The sequence below is a fragment of the Georgenia muralis genome (assembly GCF_003814705.1).
In the GTDB taxonomy this organism is placed as follows: Bacteria; Actinomycetota; Actinomycetes; order Actinomycetales; family Actinomycetaceae; genus Georgenia; species Georgenia muralis.
This window is the reverse complement of record NZ_RKRA01000001.1, coordinates 2,847,819-2,873,438: the sequence shown is the minus strand read 5'-3', so window position 1 is coordinate 2,873,438 and position 25,620 is coordinate 2,847,819. Positions and strand designations below refer to the sequence as shown.

Sequence of the window (25,620 nt, the reverse complement as noted above, 5' to 3'; positions counted from 1 at the left end):
TCCTTCGTCGGTACTGCTGGGAAGTCGGACCGTGGTGGGCGCCGGGAGCAGCAGCACCCCCGCCACGCGGCTGGCCGCTGACTCCACCGATGCGCCGGGGCGGAGCATCGGTGGAGTCAGCGGACGGGCCCGGCGAGACAGTCGGGGCACGTGCCCCAGTAGGTGACCTGGGCCCGGTCGATGACGAAGCCCTGGTCCGTGCTCGCCGTGAGGCAAGGTGCGTGGCCGACGGCGCACGGCACGTCCGCGACGGCGCCGCACCCTCGGCAGACGACGTGGTGGTGGTTGTCCGCGCGTGCCAGCTCGTAGCGTCCTGGCGAACCCTCCGGCTCGATCCGCTCGACGAGACCGGCCGTGGTCAACGCGCGCAGGACGTCGTAGACCGCCTGGGTCGAGACGGCGCCGAGACGCTCGCGCACGGCGGTCCCGATCGCGTCCGCATCGGCATGGGGGTGACCCTCGAGGTGCTCGAGGACAGCCACCCGTGGCGCCGTGACCCGGAGTCCCGCAGAGCGGAGCAATTCCGGATGGGTGACGGCCATAACGTCACTCAATCACCTTTTCTGGAACCGTTCAAGTTTGAAGGTCGCGCCTGTCGGCTCGCGGAACACATCACTGACCAGCCATGACGCCTCATGACATGAGCCGGGACGCATCTCGTCTGGCGCAGGCTCCACCTCCGTGTCAGCCGCGGTCCACACCCGCCGGGGTCGATGTCAGTACCTCGGCCTAGCGTTCCTCGTACAGCGGTTCGACGTCGAGATGAGGTGGTCGATGTGGTGGCGGAGATGACCCGCGAGCCCGCGAACCGTGATGAGGGTGCCGTCTGCCGCACGGGCACCGACACCGCTGCCACCGACGGAGCCGTCGAGCCGACCTGGCCGGAGTGGGACTGCTCGGGGGTTGCAGACTGCTGCCTCGTGGCCCGCGTCGGCGGGGTGTGCGAGCACCTTGCGGGCGACGTGGACGAGATCGTCGCGCAAGGCAGTGCGGAGTGGGATGCCGAGGTGGCACGACTCTCGGGGCTGATCACCGAGGCGAAGATCGAGGGTGACCAGTCCACGGTGGACTGGCTGCTGGAGTACTGCGGCGGGGTGGAAGAGTCGCCCGAGCCGGATAACGAGCCCACAGTGGCCGAGATCGAGGCGATGGACCGCTACACCGGCCCGCCCCCGGTCAACCCGCCCCTGGGTCAGTCCATCAGGCCCGCGGCGTGGCAGCAGATGGAACCCGACGCGTCCTTGGCGGCGCTTCTGGAGGACATCGACGTCACCCAGGTCGACCCCTACCAGGCGGTGGAGATCGTCGCGGCGTACAAGCGGCTGGAGAGCTGGGCGGCCGGCATGGCGGCGCTGGCCGCGGCCGCCCTCGCCGAGAAGGACGGCATGTCCACGGCACCGCTGGTGGGTGACCCCCGCCCCGTCCGTAACGGGACCCCCGAGGAGCTCGCGATCCGCCTCGGCACGACCCGCACCCAGGGCCAGAAGCTCGTCCGGCTCGGTCGGGCGATGAGCGAGACCTTCGCCCCGACCGGGGACAAGCTCCTCACCGGGGAGATCGACGTGGCGAAGGCCGAGGCGATCGTGTCCCACCTGTGGAACGCCTCGGCGCAGGTCGCGTGGCTCGTCCAGGACGAGATCCTCCGCGACGCCCCCGGCTCGACCGTGCACCAGCTCACGCGCCAGATCACGAAGACCCTCATCGCCGTCGACCCGGACGACGCCGCCAACCGCCACCACCGCGCCGCCCGCGAGCGCCGGGTCACCCATCCCGCCCCGCTGCCCGACGCCATGGCCTCGGCGACCTTGACCGGCCCGGTCCACGAGCTCGCCGCGTTCGACCTCGTCCTGGACGCCGCCGCCGCGGCCGCCAAGGCGGCCGGTGACCGACGTACCCGTGACCAGCTCCGGTACGACGCCGCCATGGTCATGGCTCAGCAGGCCCTCGCCACCGGTTGGATCGGCGCACCACCGCCCGACCAGCAGGACACAACCGCGAGCCGCGGCACGAGCACGTCGAGTCGGACGGCCGGTTGCACCGGGTGGGCCATCCCCCGCATCGAGGGGGCCTTCGCCTCCACGCCCCGACCTATGCGCCTTGCCCAGGCCGCCGGAGGCAGGCTCCAGATCGACGTCACCATCCCGCTGTCCCTTCTCGTGCAGGATCCGGCCGCGGCCGATGCCGGGACCACCAGCACCACCCCGTCGGGCACGAGTGCCACACGCAGCTCGAGGACCGGAGCCACGGCTGGCCCGGGCGCGCCGCCGGGCGGGCAACAACCGGCCAGACCCGGTGACCCGGCGGCCGGCACCCCGGGCGAGGACGACGAACCGGAGCCGCTCATCTGGCCCGACCCTGCCCAGGTGGCAGAGCTCCGTGGCTACGGTCCGATCACGCCGGATGTCGCCCGCGCCCTGGCAACCGGGGGCGTCTGGCGAAGGCTCGTCACCGATCCCCTCACCGGAGGACTGCTCGACGTCGGCCGCACTCGTTACCGTCCGCCGCCGGCGCTGGCTGCGTTCATCCGAGCGCGCGACCGAACCTGTGTCTTCCCCGGCTGCACAGCGCCCGCCGCGATGTGCCAGATCGACCACACCCTGGCCTGGTCGCAGGGCGGCCGCACCGACCGCGACGACCTCGGACCCCTGTGCGAGGGCGGCCACGTCCTCAAGACCGACGGCCTCTTCACCGTCATCCAACCCTCGCCCGGCATCTTCGAGTGGACCACGCCGTCCGGCCACCGCTACCGGCGCGAGACCAACGGCACCACCACCAGACTGCCCCGCGCCGGCGTCCCCGCCTACTAGGGCGGCTCGCCTCGAGTGGGCTGATGCACCGGTAGGGCGCGCGGCGCCTCGACGGTCTGGAACCGGAGGGACGCAGCGCCTCGGACAGGACCGTGCCCGGGCGAGGCACCAGCGACTCAGGCGTGGCTCACGGCGTACGTCGCGGACATCGTGTGGGTCGCACCCGGCGCAAGCACGACGGCGTTGTCCAGGGCGTTCGCCGTCTCCACGCAGACCATGGTCGGCCACTCCGCATCGTCGTAGTCCGGCATGGCGGCGGCCTTGGCAGTCCACGGGTTCCACACGACGGTGTCGGCCGAGCTCTCCTTCGACACCGTGATCGTGCGTGCGCGCGCCGGGTCGACGACCACCGCGGACCCGCTCGAGTGGTAGACGCGGTCGGTCTCGCCCGTGAAGGTGACCGGACCGCTCTGCGTCTTGAGGTAGGGACCGCCGTCCGGGGCCTTGTCCAGGTACCGAGCGCCGTCGAGACCCTCGACGGTGACGGCCGTGACGTCCTGCACGTGGAGGTAGGTGTGCAACGCCTCCTCGTAGGAGTACTCCTCGTCGCCGGGGTTCCGCACGGCGAGGTACACCGTGAGCTCGCTGCCCATGACCACCGTGTACGTCGCCTCGAACGGGTGGGCCCACTTCTCGGCACCCGCCGACCCCTCGACGTCCTCGTGCCCGAGCCGGAAGGTCAGCGTCACCACGCTGTCGTCGTCGCTGGCCCCGACGAGCCGCCAGTCCGCGAGGCGGGCGAAACCGTGGGCGGGACTCATCCCCGGCTCGCGTCCCGGACCGAACCACGGGAAGCAGATCGGCACGCCGCCGCGGATGGGCTCCGTCGGTGCGAACCTGGACGCCTTGCTCATCCAGACCACCGGGTCGTGGCCGGCAGGTACCCAGCCCGTCACGTGGGCTCCGTGGAGGTAGACCTCTCCCTCGGCCAGCGGGGTGGAGATCCGGAGGGCGGGCAGCCCGCCGCTCGCCTCGACGAGGGCGACGGAGGGCGGGAGATCGACGGTGATCGCGGTGGTCATGGAGCCGACGCTAGACCCGCTCCCCCCGGCCAACCACCTGTTGCACGATCTTGTCGGCTGCGCAGATGTCGGGCCCCGGCGTGCGGCGACGTCAGTAGGCGGGACCGCGACCGAGCTGCGCGTCCTCCTCCTGCTCGTCGATGAAGGCGCTGAGGATCTCGCCGGAGAGCTTGTCGATCCGCTTGCCGATGTGGTCCTCCTCGCGGGTGGCGGTCTCCTTGCCCATGGCACCGAGGACGGAGATCGAGGCGTCGATCTTGTCGAGCTGACGACGCCACTCCTCGGCGCGCCTGGTCTCGCGCGCGTCGTCGGCCGAGGCGTGGAGGTAGGCGACCTGGTCCCGCAGGATGTTGACGCGGCGGCGCAGCCCTTCGGACCCGTGGCCGGACCTGCGCGCCTTCGCCATCCGGTCGACCTGCGTCTGGACGACCCGGAAGACCTCGGGGTTCTCCTTCATGGCCTTGGTGAGGGTCGGGCCGAACTTGCGCACGACCTCCACCACGGTGGGTCCGGCCACCATCGCCAGCTTCATGATCCCGCTGATCTTCGCCACGGTCGTTCTCCTTCTTCTCGCACTGCCGGCCCTGCGGTCCGGCCATGCCGTCCGCTCACTCCGTCGCGGTCCTGCTGCCGCGGTCCTGACCATCAGCCTGCCACGGTGGCCCGCCACCCGCTCACCCGGTCGGCGCCCACCCGCCTGCGCCGTACTCTCGGACGAGCCCATCCGCACCGACGACCGGAGCCCGCCGTGCCCGCCTACACCCCCCTCCCTGACGGTGAACGGGCGCCCGACAGCGAGTCAGACGGTCGGGCCGTCGCCGACCGAGATCGCGCCGAGCGTCTCGACGTCTTGAGCGACGCCCGTGACGACGCATCGCTGCCGACCGGTGCGGTGCCGGTCCCGGCGGCGCTGGGCGAGCTCGGCGGCACCGCCGCGGGCCGGGCGTGGCTGCGTGAGCTGCCTCGGCTCGTGGACGAGGCGCGGACCCGCTGGGGCCTGCGCATCGGCGCCCCCTTCACGGCAGGACGTACCGCCTGGACCGCACCGGCCCGCACCCGCCGGGGTGAGGACGCCGTCGTCAAGATCGTGCTCCCGCACGTGGAGGCCGCCGGCGAGGCGGACGCGCTCGAGCTGTGGGCAGGTACCGCGGTGGCCGAGCTCCTCGACCACGACGGCTGGACGCTCCTCCTCCGGCGGTGCCGGCCCGGCCACGCGGTCGAGGAGGACCCGCGCCTGCGCGAGGAACGGGTCGAGGTCCGCCTCGAGGCGGCCGCGTCGGTGCTGGCGGGGCTCCAGGTAGACCCCCCGGGAAACCGTCCCCCCACCATCCGCGACCTCGGGGCGGTCACCCCCCAGCTGGCCGCGCGGCTTCGTGAACGGACGCAGCGGCACGGCGCCGACCTGGGAGCCGACGCCGGGCTCCTCGCCGCAGCGGCCGACCTGCTCGACCACCTCCCGGGCGGCGCCACGCGCACCACGCTGCTGCACGGCGACCTCAACCCGGGCAACCTCATCGCGGACGACGACGGGGTCGCACGCCGGTGGGTCGCCATCGACCCCAAGCCGCTCGTCGGCGACCCGGCCTACGACCCGTGGCCGCTGCTCGCGCAGACGGGAGACCCGTTCCGTGAGCCGTCACCGGCGTCGGAGCTGCGCGCCCGGACCAGGCTCGTCTGCGCCGTCACGGGGCTGGACCGCGACCGGGTCGCCGCGTGGGCGCTGGCCCGGACCTGCGAGTCCGCCCTCTGGCGGGCGACCGAGCTCGGTGACCGCACCGGGGCGCTCGCCGAGCTGGACCAGGCGCGTGTCTGGTCGCGTCTCGCAGGCTGAGAGGGTGCCCGTGCGGCACACTGAGCGCGATGGCATCGATGGGTGATCGGTCGCGCAGGCTGCTGGGCCAGATGGGCCGGCAGATCCGCCGCGCGCCCCTGCGCTACCGGCCCTCACGCCCGTCGTCCGTCGACCAGGTGGTGGCCCAGCCGCACGTCGCCGCCGACACCCGGCCGCCGCTGACGCTCACGATGCCCGCCCGGGCCATGCGCCCGTCGTCGGCGGGCAGGCTGTCCGTCCGGCGGATGCCCGAACGCGCCGCCCACGCCTCCTTCCCCGACGACGGCGTGCCGAGGTGGCTGCGCAAGTACGGCACGATCGCGTGGTTCCTCATCGGTGTGGTCATCGTCGTCGGGATGGTCGTGTTCGCGACGTCGCGGATCCAGGCGGTCTTCATCGCGGTGTTCCTGGCGCTGGTCGTGACCTCCGTCCTCGACCCGGTCGTGACCTCCCTCGCCCGGCACATGCCACGACCGCTGGCCACGGTGGTGAGCCTGCTGCTGTCGTTCGCGATCGTCGCGGGGATGCTGACCTACGTCATCTCCTCGGTGGCCGGGCAGTGGGAGTCCCTCGCCACCCGCTTCAGCGACGGCATCGACACGATCCTGGAGTTCTTCGAGACCGGCCCGCTGCCGTTCCACTTCAGCCAGGCCGAGATCAACGACGCCATCAACGAGGCGATCGCCGCCGCGACGAGCTACCTGCAGGAGAACGCCACCGACCTCGTGGGTCAGGTTCTCAGCAACGCCGGGTCCGTCGCGCTGGTCTTCACGGTGCTGGCCCTGAGCCTGTTCGTCACGATCTTCTTCCTCGCCCGCGGCGAGGTGATGTGGCGCTGGTTCCTCACCCAGCTCCCCGCCCGCAACCGCGAGCGGACGAACGTCGCCGCGACGGCCGGCTGGTACACGTTCTCCGGGTACGCCCGGGGCACGATGATCGTCGCCTTCGCCGACGCCCTCATGGCGTTCACCCTGCTGACCATCGTCGGGGTGCCGCTCGCCGCGCCGCTGTCGGTGCTGGTCTTCATCGGCGCGTTCATCCCGCTCATCGGCGCGCCGATCGCCATGGTGGTCGCCGCGGTCGTGGCCCTGGCTGCCGAGGGCTTCGTGGCCGCACTCATCGTGACGATCGGCGTGGCGCTCATCGGTCAGATCGAGGGGCACATCCTCGAGCCGCTCGTCATGGGCAAGCAGGTGTCGCTCCACCCGGTGGTCGTGGCGCTCGGCGTCACGGCGGGAACCTTCCTCAGCGGCCTGCTCGGCGCGATCATCGCGATCCCGCTCATCGCCGTGACGTGGGCGGTCTACTCGGCCCTGCGCTCGGTCGAGCCGCCGCTGGACGACGAGCTCGACGCACCCGTCCGCGCCTGAGGCCCGCTCGCAGGTCTGCGGGGTGGGCCCGCTCGCAGGTCAGCGGCGTCAGACCCCGGTGGTGGGTAGCTGGGAGAGGAGCCGCTCGAGACCGCCGGTCCGCAGGTAGTACACCCAGGCGACGATCGCGACGAGCATGAGGAGCCCGAGCAGGGTGGCGATCCAGCCGAGGGTCCGTCCGACCGTCCCCGACCTCCCCATGGACTCGGCCCTGTTCCCCTGCCAGATCGCCAGCGGACCGAAGATCAGCGGAAGCCAGGACATGGCCATGATGCCGAAGGCGAGCGAGAGCTGGACGGCCGTGTCGGCCTTGCGGCTCTTCTCGGCGGCGAGTCCCGCGCCGCTGCTGGCGGGTGCGTACGCCGCGACACCCGCCTGCTGGCCGAACGTCGGCGGCTGGTAGGCCGACGGCGGCTGCGCCGGCCGGGCACCCGGGTCGGGTTGCGCGTACGGGTTCTGCGGGGCCCCGGCCTCGCGGTTCGACTCATGCATGCGCGAGTGCTCTCTCTCGGTCCGTGGGGGTTGGTGCTTGCCGTAGGAAACCACACTGCGAGCGCAGAACGCGTGCGTTTGGCGCGGTGTCGGATCAGGGCGTCAAGCGTCGGTTGCGGCGCCAGGTCGGGCACCGTCGTCGGCGGCGTCGGTGACAGCGTCGGCGGCGTCGGTGACAGCGGCGGCGGAGTCTGCCGGGGGCACATCGATGTACGCCACACCCGCGTCCAGGTCGATCCCGAACGGTGGCGCGGCCGAGCCCGGGATCTGCACCTCGTGACGGCGGCGCTCCCGTTCCTCGAGCAGGTGGCGGAGCCCCGGCTCGACGATCATGAAGACCTCGGACACACCGTCAACCTACGCGCGGCCGCAGCTCACGGGAAGGTCGCGGGGCGGAAGGGTCGCGGGTTGATGGGAAGGTCGCGCGTTGCACTGAAAGGGTCGCGGGGTGCACGGGTGGTGCCGCAGGCTTCAGTGGAAGTCCCGCGAGGTCGAAGCCACCCGGAGGCTCAGCGGCTCGAGGTGGTCCGCGACGAGGTTGGTGACGCCGTCGGCCCGCTCGAGCGTGCCACGCACCACGAGGGCGGCGGAGGTCCGGGCCACCTGGCGGTAGCGGCTCCACAACCCCGCCGAGCACACCACGTTGAGCAGCCCGGTCTCGTCCTCCAGCGACAGGAACGTCACCCCGCCCGCGGTTCCCGGACGCTGGCGGTGCGTGACCACCCCGCCGACCCGCAGCCGCTCCCCCGGCGTGCACCGGTCCAGCTCCCCCACGGCCAGCACCCCCTGGGCCCGCAGGTCCTCCCGGCGGAACTGGGTGGGGAAGGTGTCCACCGAGACCCCGGTGGCCCACACGTCGGCGACGGCGGTCTCCACCGGGTCCATGACCGGGAGCCCGGGGGCGTCGGCGCCGACGGCGGTGCCCGGCAGCGGCGGCTGGTACCAGCCGGACGGGGCACCGGCAGGCTGCGCCCTGGGAGGACCGGGGGGTGCGGCACCGGGACGGCTGGATCGAGCGGCTGCCGGTCGGCCGGACTGCGCGGCACCGGGCCGGCCGGACTGTGCCGGACCACGCCGCGGCCTCGTCCCGTGCCGGGTGCCGTGCTCCCCCGCGAGCACCCCCGCGGCCCACAGCGCCTCGCGACGCTCGAGCCCGAAGCAGCCCAGCGCCCCGGCGGTGGCCAGGGCCTCGAGCTGGGCGGCGCTGAGGTCGACCCGGCGGGCGAGGTCGGGCAGATCGGCGAACGGGCCACCGCGCTCACGCTCGGCGACGATCCGCTCCGCCGTCGCCTCCCCGATGCCGCGCACGGGGGCCAGGCCGAGCCGCACCGCCAGGTGGGGGTGCGGGCGGACGAGATGGGCGACGGCGGAGACCGGCCTGTCATCGCCGTCGGCGGGGACCGGCGCAGCGCCACCGTCAGCGGCGGCCGACGTAGAACCGCCGTCGACCGTCGACCCGCCGTCGGCCGTCGACCCGCCGGCGTCTGCCACGCGCTCCACCCCCGCCAGTGCCGCAGACGCAGCGACGTCCGCCCGCAGCACGCGCACACCGTGCCGGCGGGCGTCGGCGACCAGCGACTGCGGGGAGTAGAAGCCCATCGGCTGGGCGGCGAGCAGCGCGGCGAAGAAGGCCTCGGGGTGATGAACCTTGAGCCAGGCGCTGGCGTAGACGAGGTAGGCGAAGGAGAAGGCGTGCGACTCGGGGAAGCCGAAGTCGGCGAAGGCCTTGAGCTTGTCGTAGATCGCCTCGGCCACCGGGCCGCTCACGCCCTTGCCGGCCATGCCCTGGAGGAGCCGGCCGTGCAGCGCCTCCATCCGCTCGGTCGAGCGCTTGGAGCCCATGGCCTTGCGGAGCTGGTCGGCCTCGGCGGGGCTGAACCCGGCGACGTCGATCGCGATCTGCATGAGCTGCTCCTGGAACAGCGGCACCCCGAGGGTCTTGGACAGCGCCGGCTCGAGGAGGGGGTGGAGGTAGGTGACCTTCTCCCGGCCGAGGCGCCGGTTGATGTAGGGGTTGACCGAGTCGCCCTGGATGGGGCCGGGGCGGATGAGGGCGACCTCGACGACGATGTCGTAGAAGTTCTCCGGCCGCAGGCGCGGCAGCGTGGCCATCTGGGCGCGCGACTCGACCTGGAAGACGCCCACCGTGTCCGCCGCCTGCAGCAGGTGGTAGACCGCGGGGTCCTCCTGGGGCAGGGAGTGCAGCCCGAGCGGCGACGGCGTGTCGGCGGCAACCGGCTCGGCGTCGGCGTCATCAGCGGCGTCGGCGGCGTCGGCGGCGTAGCCCGGCGCGTTGACGGCGTCGAACGCCAGCCGCAGGGCGGTGAGCATGCCCAGGCCGAGCAGGTCGAACTTGACCAGGCCGGCGTCGGCGCAGTCGTCCTTGTCCCACTGCAGCACGGTGCGACCGGGCATCGTGGCCCACTCCACGGGGCAGACCTCGATGACCGGCCGGTCGCACAGCACCATGCCGCCGGAGTGGATGCCCAGGTGCCGTGGAAGACGCAGAAGGCGCTCCGCGATGTCGATGACCGGCTCGGGGATCCCGGCGAGGTCGTCGGCCGGTGAGGCGGCCCGCCCGTCCCGGGTGCGCATCTCGCGCCCGGACTGCCCGTCGTCGGGCCGTCGCAGGCTCCCCCACCGCTCGATGGACTTCGACCACGCGTCCTGCTGCCCGACGTCGTACCCCAGGGCCCGGGCGGCGTCACGCACCGCCGAGCGCGGCCGGTAGGAGATGACGTTGGCGACCTGCGCCGCCCGGGTGCGCCCGTAGCGGTCGTAGACGAACTGGATGACCTCCTCGCGCCGGCCGGACTCGATGTCGAGGTCGATGTCCGGCGGCCCCGAGCGCCCCGGGGAGAGGAACCGCTCGAAGAGCAGCCGGTGCTGGACGGCGTCGACGGCGGTGATCCCCAGCGCGAAGCAGACCGCGGAGTTCGCGGCGGAGCCGCGTCCCTGGCACAGGATGTGCCGGGACCGGCAGAAGTCGACGATCTCGTGGACGATGAGGAAGTAGCCCGGGAAGTCCAGGTCGACGATGACCTCGAGCTCGTGCTCGATCATCGCGTACGCACCCGGCACGCGCTCCGCCCCCCGCGGGCCGTACCGCTCGGCGGCGCCGCGGTAGGTCAGCTCGCGCAGCCAGGTGGCCTCGGTGTGCCCGGCCGGGACGGGGTGCGGGGGCAGGTTGGGGGCGACGAGCTGGAGGTCGAAGGCGCACTCGGCCGCGAGCGCGACCGACGTCGACACCGCGCGGGGGTGACGACGGTGCCGCGCGGCCATCTCCGCCGGCGAGCGCAGGTGGGACGGGGACGCCGGCAGCCAGCCGTCGATCTCCTCCAGGGAGGCCCGCGCCCGGGTGGCGGCCAGGACGTCGGCCAGGGGCTGGTCCGCCGGCCGGGCGGCGTGCACGCCGCCGGTGGCCACCAGCGGCAGCCCGGCCCGGTCGGCGAGCTCGGCCAGGGCGTCGGCGACGGCGGAGTCGAGCGGGGCGCCGTGGTCGGTGATCTCCACAGCGACGTTGTCCCGGCCGAACAGCGCAGCGAGGCGGTCGAGCTCGGCGCGGGCGGCGCGTGCCCCCTCCGCCGTCGGCGCCCCGCCACGGCCCGACTGCAGGGCACGGCGCACCGACCCCTTGCGGCACCCCGTCAGGACCAGCCACTCCCCGGCGGCGCGGGCCGCGAGGTCCTCGAGGTCGTAGTCCGCACGCCCCTTGGAGCCGGCGTGGAGGTGGGCCTCGGCGATCGCGGTGGAGAGCCGCGCGTACCCCTCCGGCCCGCGGGCGAGGACGAGGAGGTGGGTGCCGTCGGGGTCGGGTCGGCCCGACAGGCCCGGGACCCCACCGGGACCCTCGTGGGCCCCGGCGCGACCGGTGGTGCCCAGACCGAGCTCGGCGCCCAGGACGGTGGGCAGGCCCAGCCCGCGGGCGGCCTCGGCGAGGCGGACGACGCCGTAGAGCCCGTCGTGGTCGGTGAGCGCCAGGCCGGACAGGCCCAGCCGGGCGGCCTCCGCAGCCAGCTCCTCGGGCGCGCTGGCCCCGTCGAGGAAGCTGAAGGCCGAGTGCGCGTGCAGCTCGGCATAGGCGTCGACCATCACGACATCGTATCGAACAATCGTTCGACACGATGGCCGGGGATGGGCAACCCGCCCCTGGGACAGCCACCCGACCGCACCCCCTCCCGGCCCCGATGCGACCCCCACCGACCTCCCCCACCGACCTCCCCGACCCGGCCCGGCGCCACCGGCGGGTACCGTTGTTCTTCCACCGGTCACCGTCGGTTCACCGACCAGCCACCACGTGTTCCTATCCGCTCCTCCCCTCGCCCCGCCCGGCACCGACCCGCGGGGCAGCCCGGCACCACGAAACGGCAGGCATGTTCCTCAAGACCGAGCGGGCCGCGCGACGGCCCGGCCGCCGATCGACGGCCAGGCGCCTGGCCCTGGCCGCGCTCCAGCTCGCCCTGACGATCGTCGTCGCCGCCGTCATCACGATCGGTCTGGAGACCGTCCACGCCCTCAACGACCCGTGGGTGCCGACGGCCGAGCGCCTCACCGGCCTGCCGACCGACCTCGTGCTGCTCGGGATCTTCCTGGTCTGGTCCTTCGTCGTCCTGCTCTTCTCCCTCACCGGCCGGCTGTGGGCGGCGGCGGGCATCGCGCTGGCGGTGGCGACCGTCATCGCCTTCGCCGACTACCAGAAGATGCTCCAGCGCACCGAGCCGGTCTACCCCTCCGACACCATCTACCTCCTCCAGCCGGGGTTCCTCGTCGAGACCGTCGGCCCGACGGTCGCGGCTGCGCTCGCGCTCGCCGCGATCGCCCTGCCGGTCCTGGCGTGGGCGCTCGTGCGCCTGGTGCGCCGCCGTCGCCCCCGCCCCGAGCCCCTCCTCGCCCGGCGACCGGCGTACGCGCTGCGCGCCGTGGCCGGCGTCCTCTCCGCGCTCGTGCTCGTCTCCGCGGCCGGGTTCAACCAGCCCGGCAACCCCGTCCGGGAGATCTACGAGGACGCCGGGACCACCTGGGCGCCGTGGAACCAGACCGAGAACTACGCCCGCAACGGCTTCGTCACCGGCACCCTCTACAACGTCCCCGCGCCGGCCATGGAGCGCCCCGAGGGCTACGACGCCGCCCGGATGACCGAGATCGTCGAGACGTACCGGGCGGTCGCTGCCGAGACGAACTCCACCCGGGACCCGGCGGCCCTGGCGGAGACCAACGTCGTCATCGTCCTCGCCGAGACCTTCACCGACCCCCTCAACCTCGACGGGGTGGAGGTGGGGCTCGACCCCTTGCCCTACACCCGCTCGCTCATGGCGTCGACGACGTCGGGGACGATGCTCAGCTCCGGCTTCGGCGGGGGGACGGCGAACGTGGAGTTCGAGGTCCTGACCGGCATGGCGCTGTACAACTTCCAGGCCCAGGTGCACACGCCGTTCCAGGCGCTCGTGCCCCACCGGTCGGAGTTCCCCTCGTTCCTGTGGAGCCTCGGTGCGCCGGACCGGGCCACCCTCGCGATCCACCCCTACCTGGCGAGCTTCTACCGGCGCGACGACGCCTACCCGGTCCTCGGCTTCGAGCGGGCCGAGTTCCGCGACGACATGACCCACACCGACACCATCGAGCGCGACCCGCACGTCTCGGACGCCGCGACGTTCACCGAGCTCCTCGACGAGCTCCGCGCGTCGGACGAGCCGCTCCTGGCCAACGTCGTGACGATGCAGAACCACGGGCCGCTGTCGGGGAAGTACGACGACCCGGTCGACGTCGTCGGCCCCATCGACGACGCCCGGACCGAGCGGCTGGGCAACTACGTGCGGGGGCTGGCCCACTCCGACGACGCCCTCGCCGGCCTCGTGGCCGACCTCGAGGCACTGGACGAGCGCACCGTCGTGCTGCTCTACGGCGACCACCTGCCCTCGTCCTGGCCCGAGGCGGTCCTCGACCTCAACGACGAGCGGACCCGGTACGAGACGCCGTGGTTCGTCTGGGCGAACTTCCCCACCGAGAAGGTCGAGACCCCGCCGGTGCTGGGGCCGAACTTCCTCGTCAACCAGATGCTCGCCACCGTCGGCGCCCCCGTGACGCCGTACAACGCCCTCCTCGACGAGCTCTCGCGGGAGGTCCCGGCGATGGAGCGGACGATGATGCTCGACCCGGAGGGCGAGGAGATCACCGAGGCGGACCTCTCCCCTCGGGGCAAGGAGCTCCTCGAGGACTACCGCCTCGTGCAGTACGACATGGTCGTCGGCGAGGGCCACGTGGCCCGGGAGATGCTCGAGGTGCCGGCGGGCGACTGAGGTCGTCCTGACGTGCCGACCGACGGTCGGTCGCGTCGCCTACTGCGCCCAGGAGAGCAGCGCCCCGCGGACCAGCCCGAGCAGCTCCTCGTCGGACAGGCCCAGGGCCCGGGCCCGGACCACCACGCGCTGGATGGCGTCGTGGAGGCCGTCGTCGCCGCGGCCCGCCCCCTCGGCCACGACCGTGCCGGTGCGCCGCCGGGAGTGGACCGCCCCGACGGCCTCGAGCTCGCGGTAGGCCCGCGTCACGGTCCCGACGGCGACGCCGAGGTCGGCCGCGAGGTCGCGCACCGTCGGCAGCCGGGTTCCCGGCGCGAGGGCGCCGGCGGCGATGAGGGAGGCGAGCTGGGCGCGGATCTGCTCGTACGGCGGGACGCCGCCGCCGAGGTCCACCCGGACGCGCACGCTCACGGTCGCACCGGACGCACGGTCCCCACCACGGCGGTGACGGCGATCCCCGCCGCGAGGAGCCCGGCCCCCCAGGCCACGACGGTGAGGTCCACCCGGGCGAGCGCCCCGGCGGCGACAAGCAGGAGACCGACGATCGTCACGGCGAGGGCGAGCTGGACCCCCTGAGCCACGCGGGTGGCGGACAGGGCCCGCACGCGCACGTCCTCCTCGGGGGCGACCTCGGCGACGGCGGGCCGGCGGGTGATGAGGTGGCGCACCCACAGGTGGAGCAGGACAAGGGCGACCATACCCACGAGCACCGGCACGCCGTAGGGCCAGCCGGGGAACGGGCCGGCGGCGGAGCTGGAGAGGAGCTGCCCCCCGGAGTCGACGGTCGAGGTGCCGACCGAGCGGCCGTCCGGCTCCGCGATCAGCCCGGCGACCAGGACGACCACCGCACCGAGCGCCAGCCAGACCAGCACGAGCCGCGCGGCGAGGTGGCCCGCGGGCGCCAGGGCGGGGCGACGGACGAGGAAGGCCTCGCGCCGCTGTCCCTGCGGCCGGGGCCAGGTCAGCTCGCCGAGGGCGAGGGTGAGGACGTAGACCGCTCCGGCGAGGACCGGGCCCAGCGCGGCGAGGAGCCCCGGGGTGGCGGTGGCAGAGACGAACGCCGTCGGCAGGACGGTGGCCGCCACGAGCGCCCCGACGATCCCCGTGGCCGCGGCGACGAGCGAGATGGTGTCGACACGGCGCACCGCCCGGCGCCATGCGGGCACGGGCGGAGCCGCGGGGGCACCGCGGCCGGCGACGACGACCGCCGCCGCGGCGAGCGCGGCAAGGGCCACGACGAGCAGGACGGCGAGGACGAGCACCACGAGGAGCACGAAGACGGACACGGGGCGACCTCCATCAGACCAATGAATCAATGTGCTGACACATTGACATAGGAAGGCGCGGCCCGTCAACACCGGACGAGTCCGCGGCCGTGGACCTCGCGGAGGCCGGCGTGCCGCAGTCGCCAGCAGCCGTACGCCTCCTCAGTCGCAGCAGCCGTACGCCTCCTCAGTCATAGACCCCCTCGACCCGCCACCGCCCCTCCTCGACGGCGAGCAGCAGGGCGGGCGAGTCGTCGGTGACGACCTGGAGGTAGACCCGCGGCCGACCACCGGACCACCACCGCTCGCGCACCGGCCACGGACCCGCCCAGGCCCGAACCTGGTACCGGCCGGGCTCCACGGCGGGCGTCGGTCGTCCGGCGGCCGGCGGCGGGACGACGACCCGCACGGGCGGGCCGCTGACGCTCCCCCGCTCGTCGACGACGACCTCGGCGCCGGTGTCGTCGAGCAGGCGCACCTCGACCGGCTCCCCCGGCACGGTGGCGGGCCAGGGCTCGGGCACCTGACCCGGCCACGGGGCGTCGGTACGGCGCAGCGGGGCGGGGTCGTCCCCCCAGGCCACCAGCCGGGCGGCCGAGCGGGGGTCACGCCCGCCCTGGAGGACGGGCACGAGGACCCCCTCGGCGCCGAGCAGGCCCTGGACGCGCAGAGCGGCCCGGGCGGCCTGGAGCTGCCCACGCGAGGAGCGCCCCCACAGCCCGTCCTGCACGGCACCGGCGGGGCTGACCTCCTGGGCGGTGAGGTCCAGGTGGGTCAGGGGCGCCGACGGCGGCCGGCCGGAGCGGCCGGCGAGCCAGCCCTCGAGCTGCCAGCGGACCCGGTCGGTCAGCTCGGCTGCGGTGGGCGACCCGTCGATGCTCCAGGTGCGGACGAGCTCGGCACCGTCCTCGGTGCGCGCCCGGACCTCCAGCCGCGCACAGACCACCCCGCGGCGCAGGAGCCGCTCGGCGAGCTGCTCGGCGAGCGACCGGGCGGCGAACGCGGCGACGTCGGAGCGGGCGGCCGGCGGGTCGAGCTCGGTGGCGGCGACGACGTCGTCCTCCACCCGCCGGGAGACCGGCGGACGAGCGTCCTCGCCCCGGGCGAGGCGGTGGGCCGCCAGTCCCCTGGTGCCGAAGCGGGCGGCGACGTCGCCGGTCCCCAGGGACGCGAAGGCACCCAGGGTGCGCAGCCCGAGCCGGCGCAGCAGGTCGACGAGCTCGTCGGTCTCAGCCACGGCCTGACGGGTGCCGGCGGCGTGGGCGAGGACCGCGACGTCCTGACCGGAGAGGAAGGCGGCGGTCGTCTCCCGGCCGGCGGGAACCAGGACGCCGGCGCGGGCGGCGAGGGTGGCGGCCAGCAGCCCGTCGCCGATGCCGACCTGGCACTCGGCCCCGGTCTCCGCGGCCACCGTGCCCACGAGCAGCTCGGCGAGGGCGTCCTCGGAGCCGACGTGGCGCACCGGTCCGCGGGCGAGGAAGACGACCATCCCGGGACGGGCGACCTCGACGTCGGCGACGACGGTCTCCACCGCCTGGACGAGGGGCTCGAAGGCGCGGGCGTCGCGGACGGGGTCGGCGGGCAGCAGCTCGAGCCCGGGGCACAGCTGCTGGGCGCTGCGGCGCCGCATGCCAGCCCGCACCCCGGCCCGGCGGGCGGACGCGGAGGCGACGAGGACGCCGCGCCCGTCGTGGACGGCGACGGGCACCTGGGGGTCGACCAGCCCCTCGGCGACCGCGGCTGCCACGGGCCAGTCCGGCACCCACAGCACCACCCGGCGCGCCGCGGTGGTGGCGGTGGATGCCGAAGCGGTGGGGCGCGCCGCGGTGGTGGTGGCGGCTCCGGTGCGCGCGGCGGTGGGCACCTCACACCGCCCGCAGGAGCGGCACGTCGAGCGGCCCGCCGGTGGGCACCGGCCCGGCGCCCACCGACCCGGCGTCCGCCGACCGGGCGTCCACCGGTCGGGCAGGACCCAGCGGCTCGCCCGCCGGTGGCCGGACCCCGTCGGGGCCGACCCGCACCCGGACCTCCCCCGAGCGGGCGGCTCCCGCACGCCCGGCGGCGCACACGGTGAGCTCCTGCTCCACCAGGTGGCCCCACCCCTGACCGAGACCCTGCCAGGCCGGCCGGGTCGCCTGCAGCACGACGTGGGCGCCGGGCCACGGGTGGGTGCTGAGCAGCACCGCGCCGCGGGTCCGGATCCGGGCGGCGACGAGCCGGCGGTCCCGGTCGGTCAGGGCCGGGCTGCGCCCGACGACGAGGACGTCGAAGCCGTCCACCAGCGCACCGACCACCGAGACGGCGTCAGGACCGGGAGCCGGGACCGCCGCGACGCGGTCGAGGTCGAGCCCCGCCCCGGCCGCGGCCCGCCACCCCACGTGGGGCAGGGCCGCGAGCGCGCACCACGCCCCCTCCTGGCTCGCGGCGGCTGCGAGAGCGAGGACGAGGGAGGTGGAGCCGGCCACCTGGACGACGCTGCCGCGGGAGAGGACACCGCCGGGGAAGAGAGGGGCGAGCGCGTCGGGCACGGGGAACGTCCCCCCGACGTGACCCACGGCCCGGTCGGGGGTGTCCGGCAGGACAGGTGCGGACACCCCGGTCGCCCGTCCCGCCGCGGCACCGGCGACCGGCTCGGACGAGACACCGACCGACCGGTCGAGAGATGAGGCAGCTGCCGGGCCCGTCAGGGCATCGGGGGAGGCGGCCGGCGCGGCCGACACGGCTCCCAGCCGGGTACGCAGACCCGCAGCCGCCTCCGCACGACCCAGGGCCGCCCGCGCCCGGGCCAGACGGGCAGCGGGATCGTCGGCGAGGTCCGGGGACTCGGCTCGGCCGGGGAGGGTCGCGAGCATCGTCGTCGCCATGCCCATCCTTTCCTCGACGGCCTGATCGAACGTGCGTTCGACGCGTTCAAGTCTTGGTCGGGGAGAGCCGGTTGTCAACCGGCTCGGCATGTCTCCCCGCCGGCCCCGTACCCGCGCCGGAAGTCTTCACGCCACCACCGACATCGACGGTCCAGACCGGCTCCGAGCCCTCCTCACGGGACGAGATTGCTCAGATGGTCGCGATCCACGACCAGATGAGCGACTCGGTGCTTCCGCCCGTGGCGCCGTCCGTTCACCACCGGACGAGATTGCTCAGATGGTCGCGATCCACGACCAGATGTGCAGACTCGTCGCGGCCGTGGTGCACCTCAGACGGAAAGCAGCCCGAGCCGGGCGGCGGCGCTCGACGAGCTCGCCCCAGATCAGCCCAGAGGCCCGCCCGGGCCGGATCAGCCCAGGAGGAGGAACACCAGCACCGCGAGCGCGAGGAGGGCCGAGGCGACCAGCCACGGGAGCACGCGCGAACCGGAGGTGTCCAGCTCCACACGGTCCGCCGTCGCCGGGGGCGGGAGAGCCGATCCCCCCTCGGGCACGTCCACCCGGTCGCGGGGCGACGGCGGCGGAAGGTCCGTCACGACAGCTCACCCACGCCACGGGGATACGGGCCGGGCACGCCCTGGGCCGACCAGGCGCGCGCCGCCCCCTCGTTGTACGGCTGGTACTGCGGGACCGCGTCCGGCTGCTGCGCCGGGACCTGCTCCGGGTGCCGGCGGTGCTCGGCGGCCAGCTCGACCTCCTGCACGCGCAGCGCGTGGTACTGGTCCGTGATCGCCACCCCGAACGGCTCACCGTGCTTGGCGACGGCGTCCCGCGCCCGCAGCAGTCGCGTCAGGGCCCCGTCGATCGACCCGACCGTCGCCGTGCGCAGGGCGTTCTCCGCCTCGGCGTTGTACGCCCGCAGGCCCAGCTGCGTGATCTCCTCGACGATCTGGCGCCCCTTGCTCGCGGAGTGCCCGACCTTGAACGAGCTCGTGGCGGTGATGGCGGCGCCGTCGCGCAGCATCTCGACGACGGCCTTGCGCAGCGCCGCCAGGCGGGCGGTGAGCCGGACCGAGTCCTCGGCCGGGTGGTGGTAGTCGAACAGGCCGGTGTCCTGCAGCCGGACCCGCTCGCCGAGGTCCACCAGCGCCTCGCGGGACGCCGCGATCTGCTCCTCGAGGCCGGCGAGGTCGGCGCGGCGCGCCTCCACCTCGGCGCCCAGCCGCTCGCTCCGGTCAGCCAGCTGAGCCAGCTCCGCCTCGCGCGCCCCGACGAGCCGGCGGCTCTCCTCCTCCAGGCGCGCGATCTCGCTCTCACGGTCCTGGACCAGCCGGGCGGCCTCCTGCGCCGCGCGGGTCAGCTCGGCCAGGTCGGCCCGCCGCTGCGTCAGCTCCTGGGCGGCCGCGGCCTCCTGCTCCTGAACCCGGGCCACCCGTGCGGCGAGCTCCTCGCCGACGGACGCCTCCCGGGCGACGAGCTCGGCCCGGCGCGCGTCGAGGTCCGCACGTCCGGCCGCGATCTCCTCCGCCGCGGCGGTCTCGCGCGCGGCGAGCTCCGACTCCCGCGCGGCGACGGCAGCCGCGGCGGCCGCATCCCGGTCGGCGAGCTCGGTCAGGTGCGCACGCGTCTCCTCCTCGAGGCCCGCACGACGGCGCTCCTCCTCCTCGCCGAGCGCCGAGAGCCGGCTCCGCTCCTCCTCGGCCAGCGCGGCCCGGCCGCTCTGGATCTGCCGGTCGAGCTCGGCCCGGCCCGTCTCGATCTCGCGGGCCAGCTCGGCCCGGCTGCGCTGCTCCTCCTGCGCCAGGGCCGCCCGCCGCGCGTCGAGCTCGCGGGCGAGCTCGGTCCGGGAGAGGTCGGCCGCGCGTGCGGCCTCGGACTCCATCGCGGCCATCTCGGCGCGGCCGGCGTCGAGCTCGGCGCGCTGGCGTTCGAGCTCGGCGCGCCCGGCCGCGATGTCCTCCTGCTGCGACGCGAGCCGGGCCTGCCGGGTCTCGAGCTCACCCTTGCTCGCCGCGAGCTGGTCCCGGCCCTGCTCGAGCCGGGTCCGCACCGCCGACAGCTCCTCCTCGGCCTCGGCGAGCTCGGCCCGGACCCGCTCGGCCTCGGCCCGCGCCTCCGACCGGATCCTCTCCGCATCAGCCCGCGCCTCCTCACGCAGCCGCTCGAGGTCCGGACCGGCCGGAGCGAGGGCGGCAGGGGCGTGGGCGGCCGACGACGCCGCCGCGGCGGCGCCACCGGTGCGGAGGGACCGGCGCGCCGCACGGGTCGCGGGCAGGCGCTCGTCGGTCCACGAGAACCCGTCCCACCGTCGCAGGAAGGCGGCGTCCTCGGGGTCGGGGTACCAGCCGGCCGGCGCGGCTCCGTGATCGACCTCAGCCACCGTTGTCCTCCCACGTCCCAGGGGTGTCGGGCCACACGCTACTGCCTGGACACGCCCGCCGTCCGGTGCCTGCCGCACCGATCGCGCCACGTCGAGCGGACCGGCCCGTGCAGGCCGTAGGTTGTGAGCGACGCCGTCGCCGACTCCCGGAGGATGAAGTGGACCTCGACCGCCCCCTCGCCCAGGACCCCTACGACAAGCTGCCCGCCGTGCCGTCCTTCACGGTCACCTCCACCGACCTCGTGCACGGCGAGCGGATGGCGGACCTCCACGCCGCCGGCGGCGGCAACGTCTCCCCCCAGCTGGCGTGGTCCGGCTTCCCGGCGGAGACCCGCGGCTTCGTCGTCACCTGCTTCGACCCCGACGCCCCCACGCCGTCGGGCTACTGGCACTGGACCGTCCTCGACCTCGGCACCGACACCACCGAGCTCGAGCAGGGCGCCGGCGAGTCCGACCTCATGCTGCCCGGGGCCGCCTTCCACGTCCGCAACGACGACGGCGACCACACGTACACGGGCGCCGCGCCGCCCGCCGGGGACCGCGAGCACCGCTACTACTTCGTCGTCCACGCCCTCGACACCGAGACCATGGAGCTGGAGGAGGACGACTCGCCCACGAAGGTCGCGGTCCGGACCGTCTTCCACACCCTCGCCCGGGGCATCCTCGTGGCGACCTACCAGCGGTGAGCACGGACGTCCCGGCTCCGGGTGAGAGCACGGCGAGCGGCACCTCCTCGGAGACCTCCCTCGCCGCGGGCGAGGCGCTCTCGCCCGGGCACGCGCCCGAGCCCACGGCTGTCCTCGGGGAGGAGTCGGTCGCCTTCGGCACCCTCCTGTGGGTCCCCGCCCTCGACCGACCCGATCTCCTCGCCGAGCCGGTCCGCGCGGCGCTGGCCGCCCGGGCGGCGACCGAGCCCGACGCCGTCGCCGAGGTCCGCGTCGCGGAGATCGACCCCGACCTCGCCGACACCCTGGCGATGACCGAGGCGTACCGCCTCCCGCTCGGCGCCTCGGCCAACTGCGTGCTCGTCGCGGGCCGACGCGACGGCGAGGAGCGGGTCGCGGCGTGCGTCGTGCGGGCGAGCACGCGCGCCGACGTCAACTCCACCGTCCGCCGCATGCTCGACGTGCGCAAGGCCTCGTTCTGGCCGACCGAGCGCGCCGTCGAGGCCTCGGGGATGGAGTACGGGGCGATCACCCCGATCGGGGTGCCGGCCTCGTGGCGTCTGCTCGTGGACGCGCGAGTCGCCGTCGGCCCGGCGATCGTGGGCTCGGGCGTCCGCGGCTCGAAGCTCCTCCTGCCCGGTGAGGTCCTCGTGGGCTTCCCCGGCGTCGAGGTGGTCGAGGGCCTCGGGGTCCCCACGGCCTGATGCTGACCACCGTCGCGGTGCGGGGGTACCGGTCCCTGCGCGACGTGGTGCTGCCGCTGGGGCCCCTCACGGTGGTCACCGGCGCGAACGGCTCGGGCAAGTCCAACCTCTACCGCGCGCTGCACCTCCTGGCGGCCACCGCGCGGGAAGGAGCGCCGGCGGCCCTGGCCCGCGAGGGTGGTCTCGCCTCCGCGCTGTGGGCGGGTCCGGAGCAGGGTGGGGGTACCGAGGGGACCGTCCGGCGCGGACCGGTGCGGGTGGCGCTCGGCGTCGCCGGGGACGAGACGGGCTACGCCGTCGAGCTCGGCCTGCCGCAGACCGACCAGCGCAGCGCGTTCGCCCGCGACCCGGAGGTCAAGGAGGAGACGGTGTGGGGCGGCTCGATCGCCCGGCCCGCCACGGTGCTCACCGAGCGTCGCGGGCCGCTGGTGCGCACCCGGGACGAGACCGGCTGGGCCACGCTCACGACCACCGCGCGTCCGCACGAGTCGATGCTCGACGTCGTCGCGGACCCGCGCCGCTCCCCCGAGCTGGTGACGCTGCGCGAGGAGCTGCGCTCCTGGCGTCTCTATGACCACCTCCGGACCGACGCCGGCGCCCCGGCCCGGATGCCGCAGCCGGGCTCACGGACCTCCGCGCTCGCGCCCGACGGCGCCGACCTCGCCGCGGCCCTGGCAACGATCGACGAGATGGGCGGGCGTCGGGACCTCACCGCCGCGCTCGACGACGCCTTCGGGTCCCGGCTCGAGATCGCCGTCCGGGAGGGCACCTTCGAGGTGCTCCTGCACCAGCCGGGCCTCCTTCGCCCGCTGCGAGCCGCCGAGCTCTCGGACGGCACCCTGCGCTTCCTCATGGTGACGGCGGCCCTGCTCACCCCACGCCCGCCACAGCTCGTCGTGCTCAACGAGCCGGAGCAGTCGATGCACCCGTCGCTGCTGCCGGCGCTGGCGCGGACCATCGCCCGGGCCGCCCGGTCGACCCAGGTGGTGGTGGTCACCCACTCCGCCGACCTGGCCGGCGCGGTGGCGGCGGAGGGCGAGGAGCCGCTCACCGTGGAGCTGGCGAAGACGGCGGGCGAGACGGTCGTCGTCGGCCGGGACGGCCCGCTGGACCGACCCGCCTGGCGCTGGCCCTGAGGGCGGCGCGGCGACGTGAGCGGTGGGGCGACGGGAGCCGTGCGTCGACCTGAGCGGTGCGTCGACCTCAGCGGTGCGTCGACCTGAGCGGTGCGGTCGCGGTGGGACGATGACGCGCGTGTTCCACGTCGTCTTCTACGAGCCCCGCATCCCGCCCAACACCGGCAACGCGATCCGGATGGTCGCCTGCACGGGCGCAACCCTCCACCTCGTCGAGCCGCTCGGCTTCGACCTCTCCGACGCCCAGCTCCGCCGCGCCGGCCTGGACTACCACGACCTGGCCCGCGTCGTCGTCCACCCGGGCCTCGACGCCGCGCTGGCGGCGGTCGCCCCGGGGCGGGTGCTCGCCTTCACGGGCTCGGCGACGCGCAGCTTCGCCGACGTCGCCTACGAGCCGGGCGACGTCCTCCTCTTCGGCCCCGAGCCGACCGGCCTGCCGCCGGAGGTGCTGGCCGACCCGCGCGTGAGCGACCGGCTGCGCATCCCGATGCTGCCGGGCGTGCGGTCGCTCAACCTGTCCAACTCCGCGGCCATCGCCGTCTACGAGGCGTGGCGCCAGCACGGGTATCCCGGCGGAGTCTGAGGTCCTGGGCCCTCCGCCCGCTCAGCCGACCTCGGCGAACCGGCGGCGGCTGCGCTCGCGCGCCTTCTCGGCCTCGACCTCGCGGTCCTTGGGCGGGGCGGTGGTGACGAGGTCGCCGAGGAGCTCACGTGTCGCGGCGACGACTCGCTCCACCGCCAGGTCGAACGCGGCCGCGTTGGCCTGCGAGGGCTTGTTCATGCCGGCGACCTTGCGCACGTACTGCAGGGCGGCGGCGTGGACCTCGTCCTCGGTGGCCGGCGGCGCGAAGTTGTGGAGGGTGTGGATGTTGCGGCACATGAGCTCCAGCGTGCCACCGGCCGGAGCCGGAGAGAAGACCTGGAGCGCGGCCGACGGGGGGCGCGCGCTGACGAGCGGGACGCCGACGAGCGCCGCGCCTGCAGCGCCGGGTCGCTCACCCCACGGCCGGTCCGGCGAACCGGTCCGTCGCGGCGACGATCGCCTCCGCGGTCGTCCCGTGCCCGGCCCCCTCGACGAGCACGAGCTCGCTGCCGGGCCAGGCACGGTGCAGAGCCCAGGCGACGTCCGGCGGGCTGGAGATGTCCAGGCGGCCGGCCACGATCACGCCGGGAGTCCCGGCGAGCCGCGTCATGCCGCGCACCAGCGCGCCGTCGTCGAGGAAGGCGGCGTGAGCGAAGTAGTGGGTGACGAGCCGGGCGAACCCGAGCCGGAACCGCGGGTCGGCGAAGCGCAGGTTGGGACGGTGGGCCGGGTGGGTCGCGGGGTGGGTCTCCTCCCAGTCGCACCACTGCCGGGCGGCGCGCTCGCGCACGACCGGGTCGGGGTCGTGCAGCAGCTTGCTGTAGGCGGCCGCGAGGCCTGAGCCGTCGGGCGCAACGTCGGGCCCGGCACCGTCGCGGAAGGTCTGCCACTCCTCGGGGAAGATCCGGCCCATGTCACGGGTGAGCCACTCGACCTCCCGGTGGGTGGTCATCACCGGGGAGACGAGGACGAGGGCGTCGACCCGGTCCGGGTGGTCCTGCGCGTACGCGAGCGCCAGCGTGGTCCCCCACGAGACACCGGTGACCACCCACGTACCGATGCCGAGGTGCTCGCGGAGCCGCTCGAGGTCGGCGACGAGGTGGGCGGTGGTGTTGGCGGAGAGGTCGGCGACGTCGTCGGCCGCGCTGGGGGTGGAGCGGCCCGCACCACGCTGGTCGAGCAGGACGATCCGGTACGCCTGTGGGTCGAACCAGCGACGCAGGCCGGGCGTGCAGCCGGACCCCGGGCCGCCGTGGAGCATGACGACGGGCCGGCCCGCGGGGTTGCCGCACGTCTCCCAGGAGATCTCGTGGCCGTCGCCGACGGCGAGCATGCCCGCGTCATCGGGCTCGATCGGGGGGTACATGCCGTCATCCTGCCCGGGCGGGAGCGCGGGTCGCTACGGTGGACGTGCCGGCCGTGCGCCGGCGGGAGGGAGGCCCGGTGAGCCCGCTCCCCCGTGCCCTGGCCCGCGCGAACCGCCACGTGCTCAACAAGGTGATGTCCCGCCTGGCCCCGCACCTGCCGGGCTTCGCCCTGCTCACCCACGTGGGCCGGACGTCCGGGCGCGCGTACACCATCCCGGTGAACGTCTTCCGCGACGACGACGGCGCCTACCGCTTCGCCCTCACCTACGGCCGCGGGGCCCAGTGGGTCCGCAACGTCCTCGCCGCCGGCGGGTGCACGGTCAGCGTGCGGGGACGGCGGGCCACCCTCGTGCGCCCGCGGCTCGAGCACGACCCGGACCGGGCGTGGGCCCCGCCGCTCGTGCGGGTGCTCCTCGGGGTCGTCGACGTGCCCGACTGCCTGGTGCTGGAGGAGAAGCGCTGAGGTCCGGACCGGCACTGCGGATGCCGAACGTCGCATGTGGGCGTCCACGCCGTCGGCGGACCGTGCGCTGCCGGCCGCGCGGCTGCCCGTCCGGAGCGGTTCGGCCCGGAGTGGGAGCAGCGGCGCCGAGTGGCACCCGCGCCGTCGTCGAGTTGGAGGTTGTTGCAGTGCGGATGGCGTCGGGACGACAGCAACGTCCAACTCGACGCATGCAGCCTCTGGCATGCCGGGCGCGGGACACCGGCACGCATCCGCGGCGTGTTCGGACCAGCCGTGCGTTCTCACGACAGCGGCCCAGACCAGGCAGCTGCGGCTGGGGCCGCAGGCGGCTGGGGCCGCAGGCGGCTGCGGCTCCGTGTGCGGCTGCGGCTGCGG

At 74.7% G+C, this 25,620-nt stretch carries 23 protein-coding genes; 9 read left to right on the top strand and 14 right to left on the bottom strand.

The annotated features are described in order from the left end of the window. Positions 1–116 precede the first annotated feature (116 nt). Positions 117–542 carry a Fur family transcriptional regulator gene (locus EDD32_RS12905; RefSeq protein WP_123918082.1) on the bottom strand — a complete coding sequence of 142 codons (426 nt, stop codon included), beginning with the start codon at positions 540–542 and terminating at the stop codon, positions 117–119. A gap of 246 nt (positions 543–788) precedes the next feature. Here EDD32_RS12905 and EDD32_RS12900 point away from each other — a divergent pair, with 246 nt between their 5' ends. Further along, on the top strand, positions 789–2,807 hold the full coding sequence (locus EDD32_RS12900) for an HNH endonuclease (RefSeq protein ID WP_170175287.1): 2,019 nt from the start codon (positions 789–791) through the stop codon (positions 2,805–2,807). A gap of 116 nt (positions 2,808–2,923) precedes the next feature. On the opposite strand, the gene EDD32_RS12895 is transcribed toward EDD32_RS12900, so the two are convergent. Together EDD32_RS12895 and EDD32_RS18870 are read right to left on the bottom strand one after the other, a co-directional pair. Then, complete coding sequence (locus EDD32_RS12895; RefSeq protein WP_123918078.1) at positions 2,924–3,829, bottom strand: D-hexose-6-phosphate mutarotase; 906 nt, start codon at positions 3,827–3,829, stop codon at positions 2,924–2,926. Between the two features lie 91 nt (positions 3,830–3,920). After that, positions 3,921–4,382 carry a hypothetical protein gene (locus EDD32_RS18870; RefSeq protein WP_170175286.1) on the bottom strand — a complete coding sequence of 154 codons (462 nt, stop codon included), beginning with the start codon at positions 4,380–4,382 and terminating at the stop codon, positions 3,921–3,923. 297 nt (positions 4,383–4,679) lie between these two features. Here EDD32_RS18870 and EDD32_RS18865 point away from each other — a divergent pair, with 297 nt between their 5' ends. Beyond that, positions 4,680–5,660, top strand: a complete 981-nt coding sequence (locus EDD32_RS18865) for an aminoglycoside phosphotransferase family protein (protein ID WP_170175285.1) — start codon at positions 4,680–4,682, stop codon at positions 5,658–5,660. Positions 5,661–5,689: 29 nt separating this feature from the next. Continuing rightward, complete coding sequence (locus tag EDD32_RS12885) at positions 5,690–7,030, top strand: AI-2E family transporter (RefSeq protein ID WP_246006123.1); 1,341 nt, start codon at positions 5,690–5,692, stop codon at positions 7,028–7,030. Positions 7,031–7,078: 48 nt separating this feature from the next. Here EDD32_RS12885 and EDD32_RS12880 read toward each other — a convergent pair whose 3' ends face one another. The 3 genes from EDD32_RS12880 to EDD32_RS12870 all read right to left on the bottom strand — a co-directional run bounded on the left by EDD32_RS12880 (position 7,079) and on the right by EDD32_RS12870 (position 11,614). Then, entirely contained in the window at positions 7,079–7,522 is a 444-nt protein-coding gene (locus EDD32_RS12880) for a hypothetical protein (protein WP_123918074.1), read from the bottom strand. Positions 7,523–7,624: 102 nt separating this feature from the next. Beyond that, positions 7,625–7,870 (bottom strand): DUF6191 domain-containing protein, encoded by a 246-nt coding sequence (locus EDD32_RS12875; RefSeq protein ID WP_123918072.1) that lies wholly within the window; start codon positions 7,868–7,870, stop codon positions 7,625–7,627. Between the two features lie 123 nt (positions 7,871–7,993). Beyond that, the gene (locus tag EDD32_RS12870) at positions 7,994–11,614 is read right to left on the bottom strand and encodes an error-prone DNA polymerase (RefSeq protein WP_123918070.1); all 3,621 of its coding nucleotides are present in this window, start codon (positions 11,612–11,614) and stop codon (positions 7,994–7,996) included. Between the two features lie 281 nt (positions 11,615–11,895). On the opposite strand from EDD32_RS12870, the gene EDD32_RS12865 reads away from it, so the two are divergent. After that, positions 11,896–13,818 (top strand): LTA synthase family protein, encoded by a 1,923-nt coding sequence (locus EDD32_RS12865; protein WP_123918068.1) that lies wholly within the window; start codon positions 11,896–11,898, stop codon positions 13,816–13,818. Positions 13,819–13,857: 39 nt separating this feature from the next. On the opposite strand, the gene EDD32_RS19550 is transcribed toward EDD32_RS12865, so the two are convergent. From EDD32_RS19550 to EDD32_RS12835, 6 genes are all read right to left on the bottom strand, one after another. Then, positions 13,858–14,229 carry a GntR family transcriptional regulator gene (locus EDD32_RS19550; protein ID WP_123918066.1) on the bottom strand — a complete coding sequence of 124 codons (372 nt, stop codon included), beginning with the start codon at positions 14,227–14,229 and terminating at the stop codon, positions 13,858–13,860. Next, the gene (locus EDD32_RS19545) at positions 14,226–15,104 is read right to left on the bottom strand and encodes a hypothetical protein (protein WP_123918064.1); all 879 of its coding nucleotides are present in this window, start codon (positions 15,102–15,104) and stop codon (positions 14,226–14,228) included. The genes EDD32_RS19550 and EDD32_RS19545 overlap by 4 nt, the downstream gene beginning before the upstream one ends. 166 nt (positions 15,105–15,270) lie before the next feature. After that, positions 15,271–16,947 (bottom strand): DNA polymerase Y family protein, encoded by a 1,677-nt coding sequence (locus EDD32_RS12850; protein WP_246006122.1) that lies wholly within the window; start codon positions 16,945–16,947, stop codon positions 15,271–15,273. A 1-nt stretch (position 16,948) separates the two neighbouring features. Next, positions 16,949–17,947, bottom strand: a complete 999-nt coding sequence (locus EDD32_RS12845; RefSeq protein WP_123918062.1) for a hypothetical protein — start codon at positions 17,945–17,947, stop codon at positions 16,949–16,951. Between the two features lie 410 nt (positions 17,948–18,357). Further along, positions 18,358–18,543: a hypothetical protein gene (locus tag EDD32_RS12840; protein WP_123918060.1), complete on the bottom strand. Its 186-nt coding sequence runs from the start codon at positions 18,541–18,543 to the stop codon at positions 18,358–18,360. Then, positions 18,540–20,327: an SNIPE associated domain-containing protein gene (locus tag EDD32_RS12835; protein WP_170175284.1), complete on the bottom strand. Its 1,788-nt coding sequence runs from the start codon at positions 20,325–20,327 to the stop codon at positions 18,540–18,542. The genes EDD32_RS12840 and EDD32_RS12835 overlap by 4 nt, the downstream gene beginning before the upstream one ends. Positions 20,328–20,485: 158 nt before the next feature. Here EDD32_RS12835 and EDD32_RS12830 point away from each other — a divergent pair, with 158 nt between their 5' ends. The 4 genes from EDD32_RS12830 to EDD32_RS12815 all read left to right on the top strand — a co-directional run bounded on the left by EDD32_RS12830 (position 20,486) and on the right by EDD32_RS12815 (position 23,415). Continuing rightward, positions 20,486–21,013, top strand: a complete 528-nt coding sequence (locus EDD32_RS12830; RefSeq protein WP_123918056.1) for a YbhB/YbcL family Raf kinase inhibitor-like protein — start codon at positions 20,486–20,488, stop codon at positions 21,011–21,013. 146 nt (positions 21,014–21,159) lie between these two features. Continuing rightward, positions 21,160–21,696, top strand: a complete 537-nt coding sequence (locus EDD32_RS12825; protein ID WP_123920523.1) for a YbaK/EbsC family protein — start codon at positions 21,160–21,162, stop codon at positions 21,694–21,696. Continuing rightward, positions 21,696–22,832 (top strand): AAA family ATPase, encoded by a 1,137-nt coding sequence (locus EDD32_RS12820; RefSeq protein WP_123918054.1) that lies wholly within the window; start codon positions 21,696–21,698, stop codon positions 22,830–22,832. Before EDD32_RS12825 ends, EDD32_RS12820 begins: the two co-directional genes overlap by 1 nt. Positions 22,833–22,950: 118 nt before the next feature. After that, positions 22,951–23,415 (top strand): tRNA (cytidine(34)-2'-O)-methyltransferase, encoded by a 465-nt coding sequence (locus EDD32_RS12815; RefSeq protein ID WP_123918052.1) that lies wholly within the window; start codon positions 22,951–22,953, stop codon positions 23,413–23,415. A gap of 21 nt (positions 23,416–23,436) precedes the next feature. Here the strand turns inward: EDD32_RS12815 and EDD32_RS12810 are convergent, their stop codons facing one another. Together EDD32_RS12810 and pip are read right to left on the bottom strand one after the other, a co-directional pair. Continuing rightward, entirely contained in the window at positions 23,437–23,712 is a 276-nt protein-coding gene (locus EDD32_RS12810) for a DUF2277 domain-containing protein (RefSeq protein ID WP_123918050.1), read from the bottom strand. Positions 23,713–23,827: 115 nt separating this feature from the next. Next, the gene (gene pip, locus EDD32_RS12805) at positions 23,828–24,781 is read right to left on the bottom strand and encodes a prolyl aminopeptidase (protein ID WP_123918048.1); all 954 of its coding nucleotides are present in this window, start codon (positions 24,779–24,781) and stop codon (positions 23,828–23,830) included. 77 nt (positions 24,782–24,858) lie between these two features. On the opposite strand from pip, the gene EDD32_RS12800 reads away from it, so the two are divergent. Further along, positions 24,859–25,245, top strand: a complete 387-nt coding sequence (locus EDD32_RS12800) for a nitroreductase family deazaflavin-dependent oxidoreductase (protein WP_246006121.1) — start codon at positions 24,859–24,861, stop codon at positions 25,243–25,245. Positions 25,246–25,620 lie beyond the last annotated feature (375 nt).